Source organism: Pseudorhodoplanes sinuspersici (assembly GCF_002119765.1).
In the GTDB taxonomy this organism is placed as follows: domain Bacteria; phylum Pseudomonadota; class Alphaproteobacteria; order Rhizobiales; family Xanthobacteraceae; genus Pseudorhodoplanes; species Pseudorhodoplanes sinuspersici.
Window position 1 is genome coordinate 3,283,413 of record NZ_CP021112.1, and the last position, 23,091, is coordinate 3,306,503.

The window sequence follows — 23,091 nt, forward strand, 5'->3', positions numbered from 1 at the left end:
AAAATACCATGCTTCAGATGAACTACTGGACCGACAAATGGGATTTGCACGAGGATGTCTGTCCTTGCGACGTGCACGTTAATGAGTGGATCAAGGACCAGGGCCTGAAGAACAAGGATATTTTTCACTTCGGCACCGGCACGCATCATGTCGTCGGCATTGAGCAGGCGCGCAACGGCACCAACAACGCCGTGATGGGGATCACGGCCTCGATCGAGGAATACGATGCCTATATCAAACTGGTCTCGACCGATTCAGCGATCGCCAAAAGCTACATCGCCTATTTCGGCGATATCTATCTGACCAATCCGCGGCTGCTGCCGAGCTTTGACATCGTCACGATGGTGCATCTGTGCGAATTCTTCTTCCCGAACACGGCGAGCCCTGAATATGGCGGCATGACCGATCGCGGCGTGCTGGACCTGTTCACCGACAAGACACGCTCCGGCGGTTATCTGTTGTTCTACACGAACTCGATGGGCAAGGAGCGGACCGCCGAAATCCTTCCCGTGTGGGAAAAGGAAAAGCCGGTCGAGCGTGTTGCCGATTTCAAGACGCTGATTGTGTATCGGAAGAAGTAAGCTTTCCGAAGAAAGAGCTTTCGCTCTCATCCGCTCGTCTCCGCGCAGGCGGGGACCCAAGGCATTGCGCTGGATTCCCGCTTTCGCGGGAATGAGCGGGGAGAGGTTCGTGAGTTCCTTACAATCTCACTTTACATCCAGCGGTGCGGTGCCTTTGGCCTTGCCGCCGGCATCGGTGGTAATCTTCTCCACTCGCATCTCGGCCGCCTTCAGCAATTCCTCGCAGCGCTGCTTCAGCGCTTCGCCACGCTCATAGATCTCGACCGATTCCGCGAGCGGCACCTTGCCTTCCTCGAGCCGCTTGATGATCGATTCCAGTTCCTCGATCGCGCGCTCGAAGGGGAGTGTGTTGACGTCAGCGTGGTTTTTCTCGGTCATGTCTATCCTGAATGCGAGATCGGTCGTGAGTACGAATCTGCCAGCAATATAGTGATTTCCGGCGTCGAGTCAGGCCTAGCCCCGCATCAGTGCCGTGACGTGCGCGGCGACGGAGCCGGCCAGGCCCTGCAGGTCATAGCCGCCTTCCAGCACAGACACCACGCGGCCGCCGGATTTCTTGTCCGCGAGGTCCATCAGTTTCCTGGTCGCCCAGGCGAAATCGTCCTCGGTGAAATTCAGGCTGCCCAGAGGATCGCGGATATGCGCGTCAAAGCCGGCCGAGACAAGGATAAGATCGGGACCAAAGGCCTCCAGTCGTGGTAAGATTGTGGTCTCCATCGCCTCGCGGAATTGTTCGCCACCGTCGCCCGCGCGCAGCGGCGCATTGACGATATTGTCGTGATCGCCGCGTTCCGATTTGGCCCCGGTGCCGGGGTAAAGCGGCATCTGATGGGTGGAGCAGTACATCACGGCTGGATCGCTCCAGAAAATCTCCTGCGTTCCATTGCCGTGATGCACGTCGAAATCGACAATGCCGACGCGCGCAAGGCCATGTTTCTTCAGCGCATGCCGTGCCGCGACGGCGACGCTGTTAAAGATGCAGAAGCCCATTGGCCGAACGGTCTCGGCATGATGGCCCGGCGGCCGTGTGGCAACGAAAGCATTGTCTGCCTTCTTCGCGATCACCTCATCGACCGCCATCACCGCACCGCCGGCGGCCCGTAACGCTGCTTCCAAGGTGCCGGGTGACATCGACGTATCGCCGTCGAGCCCGATCATGCCTTCGCGCGGCGACGCCTCGCGGATCGCTTCGACGTAGTCTCGTGGATGTGCCAACGCGACCGTCTCGATATCCGCCATCGGCGCCTGCTCGCGGATGAGACCGGCAAACTTCTCAGCCTCCAGCGCACTTTCGATCGCGCGCAGGCGATCGGGCCGCTCCGGATGGCCGGGGGGAGTCAGATGATTGAGGCAGGCAGAATGAGAGAGAAGGAGAGTTGCCATTGAATGAAAGTATCCGGGAGCGATTGGGCGATATCTATGATCTCGTGCGCGCGGCCGGAAGCTCCCGGATATCGCGATACCCGTCAATTACAACGCCAGGTGGCGGCGGCGGTTCATCCGGCGTGAAGAAAACCGGCGCAAGCGGCTGGGTCGGATCGACACGATAAGGCTCGAAATCGCGGACGCCTTCCCCGTAAAGGAAGCTGTCATCGATCAGGAAATGACCGGTAAAGCCCGCCGCCCTCTTGTTGAAGATCGCATAGGCTGCATCGGCCATGATGTCAGGCTTGCGTGACATGCGCATGATCGCATCGCCACCAAGCAAGTTCTGGATTGCGCTGGTGGCAATCGTCGCGCGTGGCCAGAGCGCGTTGACGGCGATACCCTTGCTGCGCAATTCGCCGGCAAGGCCGAGGACCACCATGCTCATGCCGAATTTCGCCATCGAGTAAGCGGTGTGCGGCGCGAACCACTTCTCCTTCATTTCGAGCGGCGGCGAGTTCATCAGGATGTGCGGGTTCTCCGCCTTTTCCAAATAGGGAATGGCATATTTCGAGACCATGAAGGTGCCGCGCGCATTGACGCCGTTCATCAGATCGAAGCGGCGCATGTCGGTATTGGCAACGGGCGTCACCTGAACCGCGCTGGCATTGTTGACCACGATATCAATGCCACCGAATGTCTCCACGGTGCGGGCGAGGCCGGATTTGACCTGTTCCTCGTCACGGATGTCGACCACCAGAGGCAGTGCGCGGCCACCGGCCTCTTCCACCTCCTTCGCGGCGGTGTGAATGGTGCCCGGGAGCTTTGGATGTGGCGTATCGGTCTTGGCGGCAATGGCGATATTGGCGCCGTCACGGGCGGCGCGCAAAGCGATCGCAAGTCCGATCCCGCGCGATGCGCCGGTGATGAAAAGTGTCTTGCCATTCAGCGACATAGCCTCTCTCCCATAAGAGGTGATGGGACATGGGCAGGGGGCTCAAGTCAATGCAAGATCGGCAACTCAGTTTGTCACGTTGTAACGAATGTACCTCCGATGGCCTTCTGCAAGGCCTTGAGGAAATTCCGCTTTGAGCGCTGGAATGCCGGACCCCATTGATAGCCTTTGCCGACAATGGCGACATGAACCGAAGATTTGTCCGGACCATCGGGCATCACTACGATCTGGAAGAGACTGCCATAGTTGAAAAACGAAAATCCCTCCTGAAGCACGATCCTTTTGTTGGCGTCGTCGCGGACCCCCAGCGTGTATTCCGAATTCCTGGCCAGAGCGCACACGGCATTGAGGACATCATTCGGATCGCCATTGGCGATCATCGCCACGCGGTTGCGTGGCGCGACGGCGTCAAAGCTTATCGGTTTTCGGCGAACGAAATAGAGGAGCAGCAGGGCGGCAATGGCGAGCCCGATCGTCGCTGAAATCCAATACTGCATGTCCTTGGTCCTTCGCGGCCAACGGCTGGCCGGAGAGGTCGATACCGTATGATGCCCCGGATTTTCTTAATCACCACTTTTCGCGGCGGGTGGTTCCGTCCAGCACTTCGGCAATCCTTACGCGCGTCGCAGGCGTCGTGTCATCCGGCAATCGATCGCGGGCGAAAAAGCCGTGTGCCACGATCTCGGCGTTGGGTTTGGGCAGCGACGATTGCGTGAATTGGCGGATGACGTACAGCGCCACATGGTCGCGGTTGGAATCCCTTGGATTGAAATACATCGAAAAGAAAGTCGGCTCGGTGCCGATCTCGATATTGCCTTCCTCCATCATTTCGCGGCGGAGTGCATCCAGCATCGTCTCGCCGGGCTCGACGCCCCCACCGGGCAGATGCCAGCCCGGCACGTAGGAATGCCTGATCAGGAAGATCCGGCCCTCCGGGTCGATCGCCATGCCGCGAACGCCGAGCGTCAGCCCCCGCGAGAAGCGCCAGTACAGATGGAAGAGACGGTTGATCATTGCGTCATTTACTGGCTTCTTAAATGGGTGATGGGGCGGCGCCCTTCTTTGACCATTGCCTTATAGTCTCTAATCGATTCACCCTGCGAAAGCGTCAACATACGGTCCCATGTTTCTTCTTGGCCACATCTCCGACCCGCATCTCGGCCCCATGCCCAGTGCCAAAATCCGCGAACTCGCGGGCAAACGCGTGCTGGGCTATATGAACTGGCACCGGCGCCGAAAGACCTTTCATCGCGGCGAGGTGCTCTCGCGCATCGTTTCGGACCTCAAGGCGCATCACCCGAGTCACATCGCTGTCACAGGAGACATCCTCAATCTGGCATTGCCGGGCGAATTCGCCCCCTCACGCGTATGGCTCGATACGGTCGGTCCGGCACATGACGTCACCTTCGTTCCTGGCAACCACGATGCCTATGTGCGCAAGGCCGCGCGCGAGTGGCATTCGCACTGGGGCGACTTCATGAAGGGCGACACCACGGGGCCGGATCAGTTTCCGTTCGTGCGACGGCGCGGCGATGTGGCTCTGATTGGTCTATCGAGCGCTGTGGCGACTGCGCCGTTCATGGCGACCGGCAAGATCGGTGCGCCGCAGCTTCATGCGCTGCCGGATATTCTCGACAAGCTGGCTGCCGCCGGTCTCTTCCGCGTGATACTGATCCATCATCCGCCGATCACCAAGCCGCAGCACCGTTTCAAGCGGCTGATCGATGCCGCGAAATTCCGGGAGGTGCTGCAAAAACATGGCACCGAACTTGTGCTGCACGGTCATGACCACATCAATTCGGTGGTCTATCTGGAGGGACCGTCGGCGAAAATTCCTGCTGTCGGCGTGCCGTCGGCATCGGCTTTCGGGGGCGAGGGTGATCTTGCAGCCTACAATCTCTACACCATCGCCAAGCAGGGGAATGCCTGGAGCTGCAAGGCGCTCACCCGCGGCTTCCATCAGGGCAGCGATCTCATTGAGGAGATGGGGCGGCGCGAGTTGATGATTTGACAGCGTAGGAAGACGACGGGACTAACCGCCGTTTTGTAACAGCGCGACAATGATCAGCGCCGCGATGCCCCCAACAAAGCCGAGCAGGAACGCGGCGATGGCCCGCCAGAACCAGCCGCCTCGCCGCGGCTTGCGGGGTGGCTGAGACGCATCCTCGGACAGCGCCCGTTCACGCTCGATCAGACGGCCGGCGATGTAACGGGTAATCGCCTTCGCCGTCGGCGGAATATCGCTGGATTCGAACAGGATTTTGCGGCCATAGCGGGTGTCCTGCACGAAGCGATAGGTGCGCTTATCGCGCCCCATGAGCACATAGCTGATCACGTCGATCCAAAGCCGGGGCACATCGCCACGGCTGACTCCGCGATCGAAAATCTCGACATTGGACGGGATTTCTTCAAAGACGGGATTCAGCGCGTCATTGAGCAATTCAAGGCGTACCGCCTCGGCGTCACGCATCTCGACGACGATGCCGGTGCGTTCGGCCGCCTCGATGCGGACCTCTCGCAATGCCTCTTTCAAAGGCTGCGAACTTGCGTTTTCGCTCGCTTCCGCGGAGGCGGCGTGTGATTTGCTTTTTCGTCCCCACATGAGGAAAATTTTAGCAATCGGCGGCAGGGAAGGAAAGCTCAGAAATTAGCGGGTTTTCGCAGCTTTGAGCCATTCCAGGCCATCCTCGGTGCGGCCTCGCGGGAAATATTCGCCCGCCACCCAGCCGCGATATCCGAGGGCGTCGAGCGCCTTGTAGATTTCCCGATAACAAACCTCGCCTTCGTCCGGCTCATGTCGCGAGGGCACCGCGGCGATCTGCACATGGCCGATCAGCGGCAAGTGCTTTTCGAAGCGTCGGATCAGATCGCCGCCCATGATCTGCGCGTGATAGAAATCGAACTGGATCCTGATATTCGGCTTGCCGATCTTTGCGATGATGTCGGCGGCGTGTTCGCAGCGATTGAGAAAGTATCCGGGCCGGTCGATATTGTTAATCGGTTCGATTAGCAGCGTGATATTTTTCTCCGCTGCGAGATCGGCCACGCGTGTCAGATTAGCAATGAACGTACGCTCAGCGGCAGGCCGCTGGTCGACGGGCACGATGCCGGCGAGACAATGGATCGCCGAGCCGCCGACAGCGACAATGTAATCCAGCGCTTGTTTGAAGAGCGTGTCGAACTCGCGTTCGCGGTTCGGCACCGCAGCCATCCCGAACTGGCCGTTGCCGCCACGTTCGGTGTTGATGCCAAGCATCGTCAGCTTGTGTTGCTCAATTTGCGCCCGCAAGGCACTGGCCGGCGTGTCGTAAGGGAACTGCCCTTCGACGGCAGCGAAGCCACCCGCAGCCGCCGCAGTTGGCCTTTCGATGAGCGGCCGTTCTGAAAACAAGTAGGCGATGTTGGCAGCGAAACGGGGCATGCGGCCTCGCGATTCGGGGGATGGAACAGTGCTTCCTAACCGATGTGAGCAACGCTTGGAACGCGGTTCCATCCCTGCCGCGGCGGAGTGGGCAGAAACCGGCCGTTCCAGTGGTTGCTCGTCCTCCCCGCCGTCGCAGGGCACAATTTGTTTGAGTCAAAACTAATTTTATACAGCAATATCAAATGGATATTGATTATGGGCAATTGCCCACTACATCACCCAAATATGGAGTGGGCAATTTTATGGTTGACCGGACGTAATGCGAAGGGTTCGATCCGCCGCAAAACAACAATGTCTATGTCGAGGAAATGATCGAGGGCCCCTGCGATGAATGCGCATGAATTGCTGCAGGAAATCTCTGACTATTGCCGCCAGGCCGGCCTTGCCGAATCCACATTCGGGCGGCGCGCGGTCAATGACGGCAAACTGACGAGCAGGCTGCGTAATGGCGGCCGCATTACGACCGAGACGCTCGATCGTATCCGCACCTTCATGACCATTCACAACGGAAGAGAGAATGCGCGTCCCATGATCATTGAGCGCAGCGGCCGCCCAGCGACTGTCCCGTCCACGTCTGTGGAAATGCCGCCCGCCAATGCCAATACGACCGATGATGGCAAGCGCGAATTCCGCTTCTTCGACAACCGGCAGAAATATCTGCTGTTCGTGAATACGTGCAGCGAGAAGTGGGTCGTCGCCAACAAGGTGGCGCAGGAACTCACCAACATTCATCCGAAACCGCCGGCCGTGCGCTTGTTCGACGCTGGTCTTGGTGATGGCACGGTGCTGACACGCGTGATGCGGGCGATGCACCACCGCTATCCGAACATGCCATTCTATATTTCTGGCAAGGAAATCAGCCTCGAGGATATCCGGCTGACGCTGGAGAAGATGCCGGACCGCCTTTACGAGCATCCGTCAACGGTGCTCGTCCTCACCAATATGTATTACGCCGAAGCACCGTGGCTGACGGTGAAGTCCACCGCCGCGGCCAACAGCCTGGTCTGGAACGAGGTCGCGCTGACCGGCAATACCTCGCACGACTTCGAAGAGCAGATCACCAATCTGCAGGGCTTTCTGGACGAAAACTGGAAGGCCGGCGTCAGCGCCAAGACCGGCAATCCGATCTATGAACGGCCCGTTGTGCTCGTGATCTACAGGCAGGACCACAAATTTCTGCTCGATCCGATCATCCCCAAGCGTGGCGCAGCGAAAGCCGATTTCGATCTTGTCATTGCCTCACAGCCCTACCGCGCCCGCGCGTCGGCCGAATTCAAGGCGCAGAAGGTGATTGCGCCACTCGCCCGGGCGCTTGGACCGGGTGGCCGGCTGATTGCGATCCATTCTTACGGCAACGATCCTGCATCGGAGATCGTCCAGCAGGTCTGGCCAGGTGACAATCCGTTCCAGACGGACCGTCATGCGATCCTGCGCGAAGTGAAGAAGGCGCTCGGTCCTGCTGCGCGCGATCTCAATTTCAACACCTACGCGGATAATCGCGCGATCTTCAAATACGACATGCATACGCTGCCGAGCGAAGTCACCGGCTCGATCGGCACTTCAACGGTGCTCGCGGCCTGGAATGCCGCGATTTACGTCTCGCAGGTGGAAGATGAGCGCCTCAACGAGGCTGTGAAAGATAGCCGTTATCTCGATGCCACGAGAGAAGTGCTGCGCAGGCACAACGGTCTTTGGTTCAACGACGAATCCTACGTCATCTCCCGCAGACGCGAATGAACATTCCAGTGGTCAATCTTTTCAAGACCAAAACCGCTGCGGACAGTGAAGTATCCGCGACCATTGGTCATATTACCGGCTTTCTGTCGGGTTTCTCGGTTGAGGCGACGCGGCCGAAGCCGGGCGATGTCGAGGCCGTCGCACAGAATGCGCCCGGGGGCACGCATCTTTATCTCAGTGCGATCCCGACGCGGCCATCGACCGAACTGGTCGAACAGGCGGTGTTGACGCGCAAGGCCGGCATCGAGCCGGTACCGCATATCGCTGTTCGCAATTATGCAAGTAAGGACGAGTTGTCGTCGTTGCTGCAGCGTCTGTCGGAAGAAGCCGGTGTGCGCCGCATATTGGTGATTTCCGGTGACCGTCCTGACTCGGCTGGTGCATTCACCGCATCGATCGAAGTGATCGAAAGCGGCGTGTTGCAAAAATACGGAATCGAGGAGATCGGCATTGCCGGTCATCCGGACGGTCACCCGGTGGTGGCCGACGGTGTCATGCAGCGGGCGCTGCTCGCCAAGATCGAGGCCGCGGAGCAGGGCGGTCTGAAGGCTGATATCGTCACGCAATTTGGCTTCGACGCGATGGCGATGATCCGCTGGGTGAAGAAGCTGCGCGATCTCGGTGTCGAGGCGCCGGTGCGGATCGGCATGGCCGGTCCGACCAATCTGACGACGCTCCTCAAATACGCACAGCGCTGCGGTGTGAAAGCGTCAGTCGGCGGCGTCGCCAAGCATGCCGGCCTTGTGAAGCATCTGTTTGGCGTCAGTGCGCCGGATGGCATTGTGCGTGCGCTGGCTGATGCGAATGCGACTGGATCGCTCGGTCCGGTGTCAGCGCATTTCTTCTCGTTCGGGGGCATTGGTGCAACGACGCGATGGGCGTCACATGCGCAGAAGGGCCGGATGACGCTGGACAGCGAAGGCTTCACCGTCGAAGCCTGAGGCTGACAAGCGAAAGCCGTCAACGATGTCATCGTTGACGGCTTTCCGACCTCAAACCTGACGCGCGATCAATTCACTTCGCGCCAGATGTTCAGCGATTCCTGCATCGGCCGATCGGAGATCGAGAACAGCACGCTCTGTTCGTCGGCCTTGTGCGAATATTGCTTCCAGGACGGGATCACGAACACATCGCGCGGTCCCCATTCGAACACTTCGCCGTCGATCGTCGTCTGGCCCTTGCCTTCGAGGCACGCGAAGATGGTGCCGTCGGTCGAGCGATAGGGCTGGCCCTTGAAGCCCTTCGGCAAGAGCGACAGATGCGCGCCCATGGTCGGGGTCGACCAGCCGCCGTTGAATGGATTGGCGTAGCGCAGACGGAAGCCATGATACTTGTTGATTTCGTCGGTCTTGGCCATGCGATCGAGGATCGGCCGCACCCGCTCATAGGCATAGTTGATGATCGGCGAGGTCTTCTCGGTGTTGGTGCCGTCCGGCAGCACACCCGAGCCGTAGCGCCACAATGAATCGTTGTCGGTGAATTTGGTGTTCTGCACCGTGTCGTCGAGATGCTCGGCAAAGGCCGTCTCGAAGAAATTGATGGTCGGCACGTCGAGCACATCGAGCCAGATCATCGGCTTCTTGGATTCATTGCCGTGGTCGTGTGCGGTCCAGCTCGGGGTCAGAACGAAGTCGCCGTATTTCATGACGGTCTTTTCACCGTCGACCTGCGTATAGGCGCCTTCGCCGTCGAGGATCAGGCGGATCGCGCCGGCGGTGTGGCGATGCGCGCCGGCGATCTCGCCCGGCAGGATGAGCTGCAAGCCGGCATAGAGCGAAGTGGTGATGCGCGACTGGCCGCGCAAAGCCGGGTTCTCAAGCACCAGCACGCGGCGCTCGGCTTCCTCGGCGGTGAGCAGGCCGCCGGCCTCTTCCACCATCGGCTTCACCTGATCGAAATGCCAGATGGCGGGCGCGGCGATCGACTTCGGGCTCTTGGCGACAAGGTCCTTCAGCACCTCCCACAGCGGCGCCATGTCACGCTGCGAAATCTTTTCGTAGAAGGCGGCGCGCTTGGGGTCCTTGCTGCCCTCGTAGACTTTCGCGGTCTTGTCGCTTTTGACGGCGGTCGCGGTGGCCATGAATTCCTCCTGCCGAATTCTTGAAGATCGTTGCGCTGACACTAATCGCAGAAAGGCCGCCATAACAGGGTTCTGCGGCATATCTGCCTTTCGTCAACAGAGATACGGAGCTTCCGCCGCGCCAGCAAGGCGGCGGGGTGTTTTTCTCACATTGTGCGAAAATAGGTATCGGGTAAAAATCAGGTATTCACTGACCCTCCATCCACCGCGATGGTTTGGCCGGTCACGAAATCGCTGTCGGCCGAGGACAGGAAGATCAGCGCGCCGAGCAAATCCGGCGGCAATTGCTCGCGCTTGAAGGCTCTGGAGGCCACCACACGGGCTTTCAGCGCCTCGTCATGCGAGCCGGAGGCGACCAGCGTCTCGCTCATGACAAGGCCCGGCGCCAGCGTATTGACGCAGATCTTGTGCTCGCCGAGTTCGCGCGACAGCGTGCGGGTGAAGGTCGCGATCGCGCCCTTGGATGCGGTATAATGCAGCATCCCCGGCAGGCCCTTGTACACCGTGCCGGAGCCGATATTGATGATCTTGCCGTAGTTCCGGGCGATCATGTGCGGTGCAACATGCTTGGCCAAAAGGAACGAGCCGCGGACATTCACCGCGAACACCTTGTCCCACAGATCGACATCGATGTCCTGAACCTTGGTGGGCTGCAGCGGCGCGAACAAAGCGGCGTTATTCACCAGAATGTCGATCTTGCCGAAGCGCTCGATGGCCTTCGCCACGAGGTTTTTCACCTGGCTTTCGTCGCTGACATCGCAGGGCACGCTGAGGGCGGAATTGGCGCCGTATGTCGCGGCGATCTCCTCGGCCGCTTCCGCGCCGCCCGAAATATCGGCGATCACCACACCGGCGCCTTCCGCCGCCAGGGCCTCCGAATAATGCCGGCCGATTCCTTTTGCCCCACCCGTAACAATCGCTGTCCGCCCTGCCAGTCTTGCCATGTTGTTTCCAGTCTCTAAAAGGACGGCCGGATATATGCACGGACCGCAAAAGGAAGAAAGCGCAGCCCATGAATGCCAGTGAAACACAAGACCGTCTTGCCATCCGCGATCTGATCGAGGACTGGGCCGTGCTGCGCGATGCGCGGCTGTGGGACCGCTTCCGCAAGGTCTGGCACGACGACGGCGTGATGCAGGCGACCTGGTTTCAGGGCACGGCCGACGAATTCATCAAGGTGAGCGAGGAGGGTTATGCCAAGGGCGTGCGCATCCTGCATTTCCTCGGCGGCATGAATATCGAACTCGAAGGCCCACGCGCGATCGCGCAGACCAAGATGACGATCTCGCAGCGCGGGCCGTTCGACGGCGTCATTGCCGATGTGGTGTGCACCGGCCGCTTCTACGATTTTCTGGAAAAGCGCGACGGCAAATGGGGCCTCGTGCTGCGCCAGCCGATCTATGAGAAGGACAGAGTCGATCCTGTCGATCCGTCGAAGACGATCTCGCTCGATCAGGACATTCTGATGATGTATCCGGAGGGCTATCGTCATCTCGCCTATCTGCAGCACAAGATCGGCTACAAGGTGAAGAAGGATATGCCCGGCCTCGATGGCCCCGAGGTCGAAGCGCTCTATGCGCGCGGCAAGGCGTGGCTTGAGGGGAAGGGGCTGTAAGCTCAGCTTTCTTTCACCCTCCCCTGGAGGGGGAGGGTCGTTGTAAGCGAAGCGAGCAGCGGGGTGGGGTGAGTTGTTCGAAGACATTCACTCACCCCGTCTTGCATCTCAAATTCACCCCACCCCGTCACGCATCTCACATGCGTTCGATGCGTGCCGACCCTCCCCCTCCAGGGGAGGGTAAAAACAGACACGCGAAAGCCGCCCTATTGTTTAGCCGGCGCGGGCGCGCCCGTCGTCCAGACCGCCGCAACTTGCCCTTGAAACCCAAGGGCGCGCGGAACGCCGGGCTCTCAGCCTGCCCGCGGCCCCATGCGCAAGTGTGGTAAGCGCATGAGATTGGTCGCACCACGAACCGCCGAAAAGCTTCGGCGTTCCGCGCGCGGTGTTTGAGGCTTGCTCTGCGACAACCCCGGAGGACAGACACCGTGGACCGGACGACACCGGGCGGCTCTTCTTGTTATCCTCCGCTGGTGACCCACGGCCGGTGAGCCGGATCATCGCAGCTTGGGCCTCCGCTGAAGAACGCTACGTCCAGCGCTCCTCAACGGCCACCGCATCCCGCCCCACGTCTCACGACGCTGATCAGACGCCCCTTGGATGGGACGGGATATAGGAAAAAAATCATATAATGGGGAGGATGTCAAGCGATAAGTTCAATTCCGGACGATTGAACCTTACACTTCAGCCAGCTCACACTGTTGATTCCCGAACCCACTAAACAAAGCTGTTCCCATGAAAATTCTTAAATACACGTTTGAAGTGGAAATTAATGATGAAATATTTCGAGATCTTGTGAAACCTCTTGTTGAGAGACTTGAAGCGACAGCAGTATCTCTTTTTTTAAGCGAAAACCTGTCGACAAAACTTGCCACTCCGTTTGTCTATCGACCAACAGTGCCTTCAAGCGGTTTGTGGAGTCTTTACGGTAAAACCGCAACAGCGGCGGAAGTTATCTGCAATGAGGATAACATTCTAATTTTGCAAAACTCTCGGGCGGGCGGCCGAGTGAGAGGATTGTTTGGAGGTCTGGAACCCGAGAAGTCTTCTTTTGAGGCTACAGCGATTAGTAGGACGTTGATTGATGCTAATCACGTCCTCTCACTTGTTTCTGATGCTGTCTATAGTTCGCTTTCAAAAGCGCCACCAAGTGATGAGATTGTGAACCCTGATTCGTTTTTCTTTATAAAAGAAAGTTGCAAAACGCATGCAGCCTATCTTCGGCGACTGAAGGATACTTCGGAATACAAGATGCCGAGTTATGATGATGAGGATTTGAAACTCTCAAAGCTTCTGTGCAAGAAAGAAGTTCAAGAATTCATATTTAGAATTGTGCAGTCGCGGACATTGACCGAGGCTAATTTTACACAGGAAGTTTCTGCAATTGATCCGGCCGAATCTCTAAGCAATTTTCTTCTTGCTAGCGGATTTGTAATTCGAGAGGCTTTTGTTGAATGTCGGCAGAATAGCCAGCGTATCGCGCGTTTCAATAGTGATGACGTCACTTTAGATTCTTTGATGATAAAGTGCGCGACCTGCGGTCGTTATTATCGTGATGAGCGAATATACTCCGCATTTGTTGCAAGCGAAAAATTGAAAAACCTTATTACCTCAAGTCGCTGGATGAACGTGCTTGTAACAGATAGCCTTATTCAATCAGGTATTCCAAGAGAATTTATCTATTGGAATTTTTCTTTTGGAGCAGACGAGATCGATATTGTAGCGTTTATTGATACGCTTCCTTGGGTATTTGAGTTGAAAGATCGTGAATTCAGTGTAACCGACGCACATCATTTCAATTACCGTAGATCCGTAATTGAACCATCCCAAGCATTTATTGTTACTTCAAGAAGCGTGTCGCCAGATGCAAAGCGGGTATTTGAAGAGATAAGTGGGCGTGGCGACGTTGGTACGATATTGGGTTCTAGCCCCACTTTGCCCTACCCCAATCTGATCGAGGGGCTACAAGATTTAGGAGGCGTTCTTGAAAAGATGGTAGATAGCCATTTTCAGACCAAAGTCGGCGCCGAGATCAAAAGTGCACTAGGCGGAATCGATAGAATAATTTCCAATGTTGTCTTGGCTTCTGTCGCTTCCGAACAAAAGCAACGAAGCGTAGGTGAGTGAGGCGGGTCAGAAGATTGGAGAGGCGGAGTTTTAGTCCTTATCCCGGTCGTGTGCTTTCGTCATGAATCACACAAAATGACAGACCTACCTCCCCACCAGCCTCCCCATAAACTCCATCCCCGGATGCCCGTCGGGCACCATGCCGAACTTGATCTGCATGTCGCGGATGTTGTCGCGCAGGTCGAAGTCCATCATGCCCTGAAAGTCGTTGACCTTGTAGCCGAGGTCGGCGAGGCGGCGCTGAATGCGCATGCGATCCTCACGCGTGAGCTGGCGATCGTCCTGCGGCCAGCGGCCTGCGAAGGCCGGCGCGCCGCGAAAGCGATCGGCGAGGTGCAGCACCGCGAGCGCATACACGTCCGAGATATTGTAGGTCTTGATGACGTTGAAATTGTCGGTGACGAGGAAGGCCGGGCCGCGCGCGCCGCTCGGGAAGAACAGGATCGCTTCCTTGCCGCCATTCGCATCGCGCCGGTCCGTCAGTTTGCCGCCGTCGGCGCGGCGCACGCCAAGCGCCGCCCATTCGCGAAAGCTTGCTCTGCTCCGGCGCATATCGAAATTCTCCGGCAGCGTCACCTCGTAGCCCCAGGGCAGGCCGGGCTTCCAGCCATGTTCGCGCAAGTAATTGGCGATCGAGGCGAGCACATCGGGCACGCTGGTCCATAAGTCGCGCTTGCCGTCGCCGGTGAAATCCACCGCCCAGCGCATGAAGCTCGAGGGAATGAATTGCGGCTGCCCCATCGCGCCGGCCCATGAGCCGATCATGCGGTCGGGCGGAATGTGTCCCTGCTGCAGCACGAGCAGGGCGGTGAGCAATTCGTTTTTCGCGAAGTCGCCCTTGTAGCCGAGGAAGGCGAGCGTTGCGAGCGAGCGGATCACGCCCTTGCCGCCGGTGTTGGCGCCAAAGCCCGTTTCGATGCCCCAGATCGCCACGAGTATTTCGCCGGGAACCCCAAACGTGTGTTCGATGGAATCGATGAGGCCGCGCCATTCGCCCAGGCGCCGGATGCCGCCATTGATACGCGCCGGCGACACCATGCCGTTCAGATAATCGCCGACCGCGCGGCCATATTCCGGCTGGCGGCGCGACAGCGCGGCGACTTCGGCATCGTATTGCACATCGCCGAGCGCGCGGTCGAAGGTCGCGCGCGTGATGCCGCGCTGCTGCGCTTCGGGCCAGAGGGACTGGATGAAGGCGTTGAAGGAGCGGGCTTCAGCTGCGGGGGCTTGGGCGAAGAGAGGCGTGATTGAAATCAGCTGTGTCGCGATGATGGACATTGCGACCATCAATGTACGAAGCGCTTTTCTTATCCCTCCCACGCGTAGCGGGGGAGGGTGGCCGCAGGCGCGAAGCGAGTGCGGTCGGGTGGTGGGAGTTTGTGTGCTGAATAGACCCCACCCCGGTGCCACGCAGCCAAGTTTACGCTGGCTGCGTAAACTTGCCAGCGACGGCACCGACCCTCCCCTTTCAGGGGAGGGATAAGAAGCGTGTGCCGCGGAGCGACGGGCAGCCTCAATGCTGCTTGCTTGTCCCGAGATACGCGGCAATGACACGCTCATCCTTCAGCACCACATCCGCCGGTCCGCTCGCCAGCGTGCGCCCGTAATCGAGCACGTGGATCCGGTCGGCGAGGTCCGCGACCATCTGCATATCATGCTCGATCCAGATCATGCCAATACCGAGCTGGTGCTTGATGCGCAGGATGAAACGGGCGAGGTCCTCGCGCTCCTCGCGGTTGAGGCCGGCCGAGGGCTCGTCGAGCAGGAGGAGCGCGGGCTCGAGCGCCAGCGCCCGCGCAAAGCCGATGATCTTCTGGGTGCCGAAGGGCAGGCCGCCAACCGGCGTGTGGCGGTAGCGCTCCAGCTCGACGAATTCGATGATCTTCTCCACCGCTTCGCGCTGGCGGATTTCCTCACGCCGCACGCCCGGCAGAAACAGCATCTCGGCCAGCGGATTGCCCTTGATGCGCGGATGGCGGCCGGTGAGCAGATTGTCGATCACGCTCATCTGCGGGAAGAGTTCGCCGTGCTGGAAGGTGCGGGCGATGCCGAGGGCGGCGATGTCATGCGGCTTGCGCCCGGCGATGTCCTCGCCGCGAAAGCGGATGGCGCCGCCGCCGGGATAGATGCCGCTGATGCAGTTGAACACGCTCGTCTTGCCGGCGCCATTGGGCCCAATGAGCGCAAGAAGTTCGCCGCGCTCGACCTTCAGCGAGACGCCATCCAGGACCACGAGACCGCCGAAGCGCAAGGTCAGCTTGTCGATTTCGAGTTCAGCCATACCATCTCCGGCTGCGGCGATATTGCTTCACGTTGCGATAATTCCGGCGCTCGGCGCCGCCGGATTGTCCGAGATAGAATTCCTGGATGTCGCCATGCTCTTTCAGCTTGGCGCTCGCGCCATCCAGCACGACGCGGCCATTCTCCAGCACATAGCCATAGTCAGCGATCTCCAGCGCCACCGCCGCGCTCTGCTCGACGATGACGATGGTGATGCCGAGGTCGCCCCGGATCTGCACGAGGCGCTGCATCAGGTCTTCGACGATCACCGGCGCCAGGCCGAGCGAGAGTTCGTCGACCAGCAGCAGTTGCGGCTTGCACATCAACGCGCTGGCCAGCGCCAGCATCTGCCGCTCGCCGCCGGAGAGAAGGCCGCCGATGCGCGCGCGCAGATCGCCAAGGCGCGGGAAGAAGGAATAGACCTGCTCCTCGCGCGCTTTGCGATCGGCCTTGCTCATCGCCGGCGCGAACGGCGCCGAGAGATTGTCGGCGACGGTGAGATTGGGAAACACCTTCTCGCGTTCAGGCACCAGCACGATGCCGAGCCGCGTGACTTCGTTCGGCGGCCGGTTCTCGATGTGCTGGCCCTTGAAGACGATGTGGCCTTCGGTGACGCGCGCATTGTCGATGCCAAGAAAGCCGGACAGCGCGCGCAGCGTGGTCGATTTGCCGGCGCCGTTGGTGCCGAGGATGGCGACGATCTGGCCGCTCTCGATGGTCAGCGAGATGCCCTGAATGGCGGTGATGGCGTGGTGATACACCACTTCCAGCTTTTCGGCGGTGAGCAAGGTCTCGCTCATTTGCGCGCTCCCGCCATCGGCCGGTGCTTGAACGGCCATAACAGGAAATAGCTCTGGATGCGGTGCCAGATGCCGACCAGGCCGAGCGGCTCGTAGACGAGGAACAGGATCATCACGAAGCCGAAGGCGGCGTAGTTCACCGCGAAGAGCTGGCCGGCATAAGCCTGCGCGTTCGGCAAGGCCAGGATGATCGCCTCGATCGCATAAGGAAAGATGGTGACGAAGATCGCGCCGAGAATGGCGCCGAGCAGCGAGCCCATGCCGCCGATGATCACCATCGCCACATATTGGATGGTGAGGAACAGCGAGAAGGCCTCGACCGACACGAAGCTGCGGTAATAGGCGAACAACGCGCCGGCGACTGCGGCGATGGCCGAGGAGATGACGAAGGCAAGGAGTTTGTAGGCGGCGACATTGATGCCGAGCGCTTCGGCCACCGTTTCGTGCGCCTTGATGGCGCGAAAGGCGCGGCCGGTGCGGGTGCGCAGGAGATTGATGCAGAGAAGGAGCGTCAGCGCCGCGAAGGCGAGCAGGATATAGTACCAGACCTTGCCGCCATAGAGCGTGTAGCCGAACACTTCCGGCGCATCGATGGAAATGCCGGTGGAATAGCCGCGCTTGGTTTCGTATTCGCCGCCGAGATAGACGACGACGAAATGCAAGGCGAGGGTCGAGACAGCGAGATAAAGCCCGCGCAGCCGCAGCGACGGCAGGCCGAAGATGACGCCGAGCAATGCGCCGACGATTGCGGCGGCGGGCAGCGTCAGCCAGATCGGCGTGTTGAATTCCTTGAACAGGATGCCGGCGGTGAAGGCGCCGGCGCAGAGCAGGCCCGCATGGCCGAGCGAGATCAAGCCCGCATAGCCTGTGAGCAGCATCAGCGATAGCGCGCCGATGGAGGCCAAAAAAACTTGCGTCACGAGATCGAGATAGAAATTCGAGGCGATGAACGGAAAGCCGATCAGCGCGATGATGAACACCACGGCGCTGATGCGCTGCAGCCTGGTCTGGGTGAGGGCGATATCCTGCCCGTAGCTGGTGCGGAAATAACCCGAGGCGTAAGGCTGGCTAGACACGGTCGAGCTCCTCGCGCGTGCCGAACAGGCCCCAGGGGCGAACGGCCAGCATCGCAATCAACACGATGAAGGGAATGACGTCGGAGAGGAGCGGATCGATATACTGGATCGACAGCACCTCGCAGGCGCCGATGATCAGCGCGCCGACGATCGCGCCGACAAGCGAGTCGAGCCCGCCGACGAGCGCGGCCGGAAAGGCTTTCAAGCCGATGATCGCCATCGACGAGGTGAGACCGGAATCGAGCGAGATCAGCATGCCGGCGAGCGCGCCGGTGAGTGTCGAAAGGCCCCAGGCCAGCGCGTAGATCGCATTCAGGTTGATGCCGCGCTGCGCGGCGAGCAGCGGATTTTGTCCGGCCGCGCGCATGCGCACGCCCCAGGCCCCGAAGCGCAGGAACGTGAACAATGCCGCATAGACGAAAGCGGTGGTGCCGACGAGGATCGCCGCGAACAGCGAAATGCGCGCGCCGCCGGGCAGCGCCAGTGCCGGATTGGAAAAGCCGAGCGCCTGTCCCGGATATTGCTGCTGCGCCGACCAGATCAGCACCATCAGTCCGCGCAGGAGAATGCCGAGCGCGACCGTGGTGAGCACGGCGGCGAGCACCATCTCGCCGGTCATCTTGCGCATCAGGAAGACATAGACCATCACGCCGACGACAAGGCTCAACACGATGGCGGCGACGATCGCGGTGAACGGCGAACTTGAAAACATCCAGGCGGTGGTCAGCAACAGATAGGAGCCGACCATCATTAACTCGCCATGCGCGAGATTGAGCACGCGGCTGACGCGATAGACCAGCACATAGCCGCAGGCGATCAGCGCGTAGATCGAGGACAGGACGATGATGTTGACGGTGAGTTGCAAAGGCTATTGGACTTTCTTCATTCAGTGATTTCCGTTCGTCCCCGCGAAAGCGGGGACCCAGAGTCACGGCGTAAAGTCTTCGTTTGTCCCTGGGTCCCCGCTTTCGCGGGGACGAACGGTGTGTGGTGTCGGCGTTGCCAAAAAACGCTATTTCACGTCGTAGCTGTACCAATCCTTCGCGATGGCGATCCTGGATGCCGCGGGGTCCCACTTGTAGACGCGATAGAATTGCTTGGTGCGGAAGTGGTTGTCCTTGGTCCACTCGATCGGACCGCCGCGCAAGCCTTTCAGATCGACCTTCAGGTTGGACATCGACTGGAGCAGCGATTCCGTCGTCGCCTTTGCGCCGGCGCCCTTCAGCGCCGCTTCGATCACCATGCCGGCGATCCAGCCCTCAACCATCTGCTCGGGTGGATATTTGCTGCCGGCTTTTTTCGCGGCTTCGGCGATGACCTTCTGCTCCGGCAAGGCGTCATCGAACAATGCATTGGCGCCGATGACGAACAGCTTCGGGTCCTTGATGCGTTTGAGCTCACCCTCGGCCTCGAGATGCGCCCAGGTGATGTAATCGCCCTGCCAGCCGAGGCGGCGCAAAGCTTCGAAGGTGCGCACCTGCGTCACCCACGGCGCCCAGGAGAATACCCAGTTGGCGCCGGCATCCTTCAGTTTGGTGGCGAACGGCGTGTAATCCGGCGTCGGCGGCGGAATGACTTCGATGCCGAGCGCAGTCATGCCCATTTCCGGCGCAAGCTTGGCAGCGACTTCCATCTCGCCGCGCGACAGCGGAATGGCCATGGCCGAGAAGCCGATCTTCACCGGCGCTCCCTTGGCCTGATCCTTGACGAACGTCAGCGCCGCGCGGCTGTCATAGCTCGAGGCATAGGCCGTGGTGCAGAATTGCAGCGGATTGGCCGGTGGATAAACGTCTTTCGGGCAGACGCCGCTCGCAAACAACAGCGGTGTCTTCGAGTTGCGCGATTCCGCAACAACCGGCGCATAGGTGGAGGAGAGGCTGGCATTGACCAGAAGGATCGCATTGTCCTGCGAGACCAGCTTCTTGGCATTGGCTACGGCTTTCGACGGCTCAGCGGAATCGTCCTGGATCACCAGCTTGATCTGCTTGCCGTTGACGCCGCCGCGCGCATTGACGCCATCGAGATAGATGCGCAGCGCGTCCATCGCCGGCGCATAGGTCGAGGCCGGCGGTCCGGTGAGCGCTGCCGTCACACCAATGACGTAAGCATCCTGCGCCGATGCAGAACCGGCCAGGCCGACAATGCTGGCCGCAGCCAGCGCGATCTTCAGTCGCATCAATAATCCTCCCTTGATTGCTGTTGTCGCAATTCATTCAGTTTCTTATTCGCAGACTTTTATTCGCAGACGTCACACCCGCAGCGTATCTCCGACCTCCGCCGCGAGCACACGACTCTCGCTTTCATCATACATGTCTTCGACCAGCGCCTTGAAGCGGTCGTACATCAGGTTACGCTTCACCTTGCGGGTCGGCGTGACAGGCTCGCCATCCTGCTCAGGATCGAGTTCTTTCGGCAGGATGCGGAAAGTCTTGATCTGTTCGACGCGCGCGAATTCGGTGTTGGCCTTGTCGATCTCGGCCTTGATGAGATTGGTGACGGCGGCGTTCTGCACGAGGCTGGTGAAGCCGGTATAGTTCACGTTGTTGGCGCGAGCCCAGTCGGCGACCGAATCGAAATCGATCTCGATCAGCGCGGTGAGATATTTGCGCCCCTGTCCGAACACGATCGCTTCGCCGATATAGGGGCTGGCGCGCAAAGTGTTCTCGATCGAAGACGGCGAGATGGTCTTGCCCCCGGCGGTGACGATGAAGTCGCGGGCGCGGTCGATCAGGCGGAGATTGCCGTCCTTCCATTCGCCGACATCGCCGGTATGCAGCCAGTCATCGCTATCGACGATCTCGCGGGTGGCGTCCGGCTTTTGCCAATAGCCTTCGAACTGATCCGGTCCCTTGACGAGAATCTGTCCGTCTTTGTCGAGCCGCACCTGCCATCCCTTGACCACGGTGCCGACATTGCCGGGCCGCGCGAAGCTTTGCGCCTGACCGCTGATGAAGGAGCCGCCGGTTTCGGTCTGGCCATAGGCTTCGACCAGATTGACGCCCCAGATCTGCCAGAGCGCCGCGGTCTCCTGCGGCAGCGGTGCCGCGCCGGAAATGGCCAGCTCCAGCTTGTCGAGGCCGAGCTTGTTGAGCACGCGGCCGAACGCGATCGTGCGCGCCACGCCATTCATGAGATCGGTGGCAGCGCCGGTCTTGCCGGCCCAGCGGCGGCGGGCCGACGCACGGCCGATCTTCATCGCGGTGCTGTAGACGGCGCGCTTGACCGGCGATGTGGTGCTGAGGCCGACGAGAATCTGCGAGGCAAATTTCTGCATGTAGCGTGGCACGGTGAAGAGTGCGGTCGGCGCCACTTCGAACATCGTCTGCATCAGGTCGTCGACGTCTTCGCCGAAATGCGGGACGAGGCGCGAGACCAGCGGCAAGGTGGTCGCGACATCGCGGCCGAAGATGTGGCACATCGGCAGGAACACGACCGTGCGGTGATCCTTCTCCAGTAATGTCGGATAGTGATCGACAATGGCATAGACACCCGCGAGGTGCTTGCCGTGCGAGACGAGCGCGCCTTTCGGATTGCCGGTGGTGCCGGAGGTGTAGACGATGAAAGCCGGGTCGCTGCCTTTCAGCGATGCCGTCATTGTTTCCAGCGCCGCGATACAGGCCTGATCGTCCTGCTTCACGCCGGCAAGAATGTCCGACAGCGATTTCAGCTTCGGATTGCTGTAATCGAACATTGCCGAATCGTCGATGACGACGATCCATTTCAGCGCCGGCAGCTTGTCGGCGACCTGCAGGATCTTGTCGACATATTCCTGATCCTCGGCAATGAAGATCGAGGCGCCACCGTCGCTCATCTGGTATTCGACTTCCGACACCGAGGCGGTCGGATAGATGCCATAGACGATGGCGCCGGCCGCCTGCGCGGCCATGTCGCAGATCATCCACTCTTCACAAGCGTCGCCCATGATCGCGACGCGATCACCCTTTACGACACCGAGCAATTGCAAGGCGAGGGCGTGACGGCCGACCGTTGCGGCATAATCGCGCCAGTTGCGTTCGCGATAGAGGCCAAGTTTCTTGGCGCGATAGGCCACAGCCTCCGGCTTTTGCCGCGCATGCTCGGCGATCAGCCCCGGCGCGGTCTTGCCGCGCAGGTTCGCAAAGATCGCAGGTTGCGCTGCAGTCTCTCTCATGGCGCCTTATGCCATCACTGAAAGACGCAATTCGCCGGCTGTATCTGTCATATCGCAGCATCCTCCCGAATGAGCGGGGCAGTTTGCGAAGCATCCCGCCGCAGGCCGGTTGTCCGGCTCGTTGTGCGTTCATTTCAACGCCGGAAATTCTATAGGTCAATCAAATTTTTTTAGCGGCTCTGGCGCGTTTGCCGCGGCTTTGTGCCCGGCCCACCCATAGGTTGCGCGATCCCGCCGAGAATGAAGCGGATGAATTCGCCGCCGATGCGCTCGATCGACACCTGTTCGCGCTCGTACCAGGCGGCGCAGCCGTTCACCACGGAGAGAATGGACAATGTTGTCAGGCGCGTATCCATGTCGCTGCGGAATTCGCCGCTGCGCTGCCCGTCCCTGAGGACGCCTTCGAAAATCGCCTCGACGCCGCGCGAACCCTTGCCCACCTTGCGGCGGCTATGGGCAGGCAGGAATTGCCGCTGGGTGAGGAACACCTTGACGAAATTTCGGCGATCCAGAAGCGGCGAAATATGCGCGCGGATCAGGCCTGACAGCCTTTCGGTGGCCGTGCCGGGACCGCCGGCGATGGCCTTGGCGGTTTCGAAAAAGCCTTCGACGCCGCGCATGCAGACGAGTTCCAGCGCCACTTCCTTGGACGGGAAATAATAATACAGGCTGGCCTGGCGGATATTCAGGACGTCGGCGATGTCCTGTGTGGTGGCGCCATGATAGCCGCGCTCGGCAAAAATCTGCGCCGCCGCCTCGATGATCTCGGCGGAGCGCCGGTGCGTGCTGCGTTTCTTCGCCTCATTGCCGGGAGCGGGCGGCAGCGGCCGGGCCGGCGGCGTGAGCCGTGACGGGCTCCGGCGCACCGGGCTTGCATCCTGGGAGGCAGTCGATCTAGATT

At 59.8% G+C, this 23,091-nt stretch carries 23 protein-coding genes; 6 read left to right on the forward strand and 17 right to left on the reverse strand.

What is annotated here, in order from left to right:
* The first annotated feature begins 8 nt into the window (after positions 1-8).
* Entirely contained in the window at positions 9-581 is a 573-nt protein-coding gene (locus CAK95_RS15920; protein WP_086088793.1) for a hypothetical protein, read from the forward strand.
* Positions 582-707: 126 nt separating this feature from the next.
* On the opposite strand, the gene CAK95_RS15925 is transcribed toward CAK95_RS15920, so the two are convergent.
* The 5 genes from CAK95_RS15925 to CAK95_RS15945 form a co-directional block, all read right to left on the reverse strand.
* A complete protein-coding gene (locus tag CAK95_RS15925; RefSeq protein ID WP_086088794.1) occupies positions 708-959 on the reverse strand; it encodes an exodeoxyribonuclease VII small subunit in 252 nt (83 codons plus the stop codon).
* Between the two features lie 75 nt (positions 960-1,034).
* Entirely contained in the window at positions 1,035-1,964 is a 930-nt protein-coding gene (locus CAK95_RS15930; protein ID WP_086088795.1) for a histone deacetylase family protein, read from the reverse strand.
* A gap of 34 nt (positions 1,965-1,998) precedes the next feature.
* The gene (locus tag CAK95_RS15935; RefSeq protein WP_086088796.1) at positions 1,999-2,901 is read right to left on the reverse strand and encodes an SDR family oxidoreductase; all 903 of its coding nucleotides are present in this window, start codon (positions 2,899-2,901) and stop codon (positions 1,999-2,001) included.
* A 74-nt stretch (positions 2,902-2,975) separates the two neighbouring features.
* Positions 2,976-3,398, reverse strand: coding sequence for a hypothetical protein (locus CAK95_RS15940; protein WP_086088797.1), 423 nt, complete (start codon positions 3,396-3,398; stop codon positions 2,976-2,978).
* 70 nt (positions 3,399-3,468) lie between these two features.
* Complete coding sequence (locus tag CAK95_RS15945) at positions 3,469-3,915, reverse strand: NUDIX domain-containing protein (RefSeq protein ID WP_086088798.1); 447 nt, start codon at positions 3,913-3,915, stop codon at positions 3,469-3,471.
* A 109-nt stretch (positions 3,916-4,024) separates the two neighbouring features.
* Between CAK95_RS15945 and CAK95_RS15950 the strand changes: the two genes are divergently transcribed.
* Entirely contained in the window at positions 4,025-4,912 is an 888-nt protein-coding gene (locus CAK95_RS15950) for a metallophosphoesterase family protein (protein ID WP_086088799.1), read from the forward strand.
* Between the two features lie 21 nt (positions 4,913-4,933).
* On the opposite strand, the gene CAK95_RS15955 is transcribed toward CAK95_RS15950, so the two are convergent.
* Both CAK95_RS15955 and CAK95_RS15960 read right to left on the reverse strand, forming a co-directional pair.
* On the reverse strand, positions 4,934-5,422 hold the full coding sequence (locus CAK95_RS15955; RefSeq protein WP_245303425.1) for a hypothetical protein: 489 nt from the start codon (positions 5,420-5,422) through the stop codon (positions 4,934-4,936).
* Between the two features lie 126 nt (positions 5,423-5,548).
* Positions 5,549-6,322: a hydroxypyruvate isomerase family protein gene (locus tag CAK95_RS15960; protein WP_086088801.1), complete on the reverse strand. Its 774-nt coding sequence runs from the start codon at positions 6,320-6,322 to the stop codon at positions 5,549-5,551.
* 330 nt (positions 6,323-6,652) lie between these two features.
* On the opposite strand from CAK95_RS15960, the gene CAK95_RS15965 reads away from it, so the two are divergent.
* Both CAK95_RS15965 and CAK95_RS15970 read left to right on the forward strand, forming a co-directional pair.
* Positions 6,653-8,062: a hypothetical protein gene (locus CAK95_RS15965; RefSeq protein ID WP_086088802.1), complete on the forward strand. Its 1,410-nt coding sequence runs from the start codon at positions 6,653-6,655 to the stop codon at positions 8,060-8,062.
* Positions 8,059-9,003, forward strand: a complete 945-nt coding sequence (locus tag CAK95_RS15970) for a methylenetetrahydrofolate reductase (protein ID WP_086088803.1) — start codon at positions 8,059-8,061, stop codon at positions 9,001-9,003. Before CAK95_RS15965 ends, CAK95_RS15970 begins: the two co-directional genes overlap by 4 nt.
* A 68-nt stretch (positions 9,004-9,071) precedes the next feature.
* Here CAK95_RS15970 and gtdA read toward each other — a convergent pair whose 3' ends face one another.
* Both gtdA and CAK95_RS15980 read right to left on the reverse strand, forming a co-directional pair.
* Entirely contained in the window at positions 9,072-10,142 is a 1,071-nt protein-coding gene (gene gtdA / locus CAK95_RS15975) for a gentisate 1,2-dioxygenase (protein ID WP_086088804.1), read from the reverse strand.
* A gap of 179 nt (positions 10,143-10,321) precedes the next feature.
* Entirely contained in the window at positions 10,322-11,086 is a 765-nt protein-coding gene (locus tag CAK95_RS15980; RefSeq protein ID WP_086088805.1) for an SDR family NAD(P)-dependent oxidoreductase, read from the reverse strand.
* A gap of 68 nt (positions 11,087-11,154) precedes the next feature.
* On the opposite strand from CAK95_RS15980, the gene CAK95_RS15985 reads away from it, so the two are divergent.
* Positions 11,155-11,757: a nuclear transport factor 2 family protein gene (locus CAK95_RS15985; RefSeq protein ID WP_086088806.1), complete on the forward strand. Its 603-nt coding sequence runs from the start codon at positions 11,155-11,157 to the stop codon at positions 11,755-11,757.
* A gap of 735 nt (positions 11,758-12,492) precedes the next feature.
* Positions 12,493-13,884: a hypothetical protein gene (locus tag CAK95_RS29265; RefSeq protein WP_147413718.1), complete on the forward strand. Its 1,392-nt coding sequence runs from the start codon at positions 12,493-12,495 to the stop codon at positions 13,882-13,884.
* Between the two features lie 84 nt (positions 13,885-13,968).
* Here CAK95_RS29265 and CAK95_RS15995 read toward each other — a convergent pair whose 3' ends face one another.
* The 8 genes from CAK95_RS15995 to CAK95_RS16030 form a co-directional block, all read right to left on the reverse strand.
* Entirely contained in the window at positions 13,969-15,162 is a 1,194-nt protein-coding gene (locus tag CAK95_RS15995; protein ID WP_183044345.1) for a lytic murein transglycosylase, read from the reverse strand.
* A 235-nt stretch (positions 15,163-15,397) separates the two neighbouring features.
* The gene (locus CAK95_RS16000; protein WP_086088809.1) at positions 15,398-16,165 is read right to left on the reverse strand and encodes an ABC transporter ATP-binding protein; all 768 of its coding nucleotides are present in this window, start codon (positions 16,163-16,165) and stop codon (positions 15,398-15,400) included.
* Positions 16,158-16,964 (reverse strand): ABC transporter ATP-binding protein, encoded by an 807-nt coding sequence (locus tag CAK95_RS16005; protein WP_157699646.1) that lies wholly within the window; start codon positions 16,962-16,964, stop codon positions 16,158-16,160. The genes CAK95_RS16000 and CAK95_RS16005 overlap by 8 nt, the downstream gene beginning before the upstream one ends.
* A complete protein-coding gene (locus tag CAK95_RS16010; RefSeq protein ID WP_157699647.1) occupies positions 16,961-18,040 on the reverse strand; it encodes a branched-chain amino acid ABC transporter permease in 1,080 nt (359 codons plus the stop codon). Before CAK95_RS16010 ends, CAK95_RS16005 begins: the two co-directional genes overlap by 4 nt.
* Positions 18,033-18,905, reverse strand: a complete 873-nt coding sequence (locus tag CAK95_RS16015; protein WP_086088812.1) for a branched-chain amino acid ABC transporter permease — start codon at positions 18,903-18,905, stop codon at positions 18,033-18,035. Before CAK95_RS16015 ends, CAK95_RS16010 begins: the two co-directional genes overlap by 8 nt.
* A gap of 147 nt (positions 18,906-19,052) precedes the next feature.
* Positions 19,053-20,216 carry an ABC transporter substrate-binding protein gene (locus tag CAK95_RS16020; RefSeq protein ID WP_086088813.1) on the reverse strand — a complete coding sequence of 388 codons (1,164 nt, stop codon included), beginning with the start codon at positions 20,214-20,216 and terminating at the stop codon, positions 19,053-19,055.
* Positions 20,217-20,288: 72 nt separating this feature from the next.
* Entirely contained in the window at positions 20,289-22,190 is a 1,902-nt protein-coding gene (locus tag CAK95_RS16025; RefSeq protein WP_086088814.1) for an AMP-dependent synthetase/ligase, read from the reverse strand.
* A gap of 170 nt (positions 22,191-22,360) precedes the next feature.
* Positions 22,361-23,056: a TetR/AcrR family transcriptional regulator gene (locus CAK95_RS16030; RefSeq protein ID WP_183044344.1), complete on the reverse strand. Its 696-nt coding sequence runs from the start codon at positions 23,054-23,056 to the stop codon at positions 22,361-22,363.
* Positions 23,057-23,091: the final 35 nt, after the last annotated feature.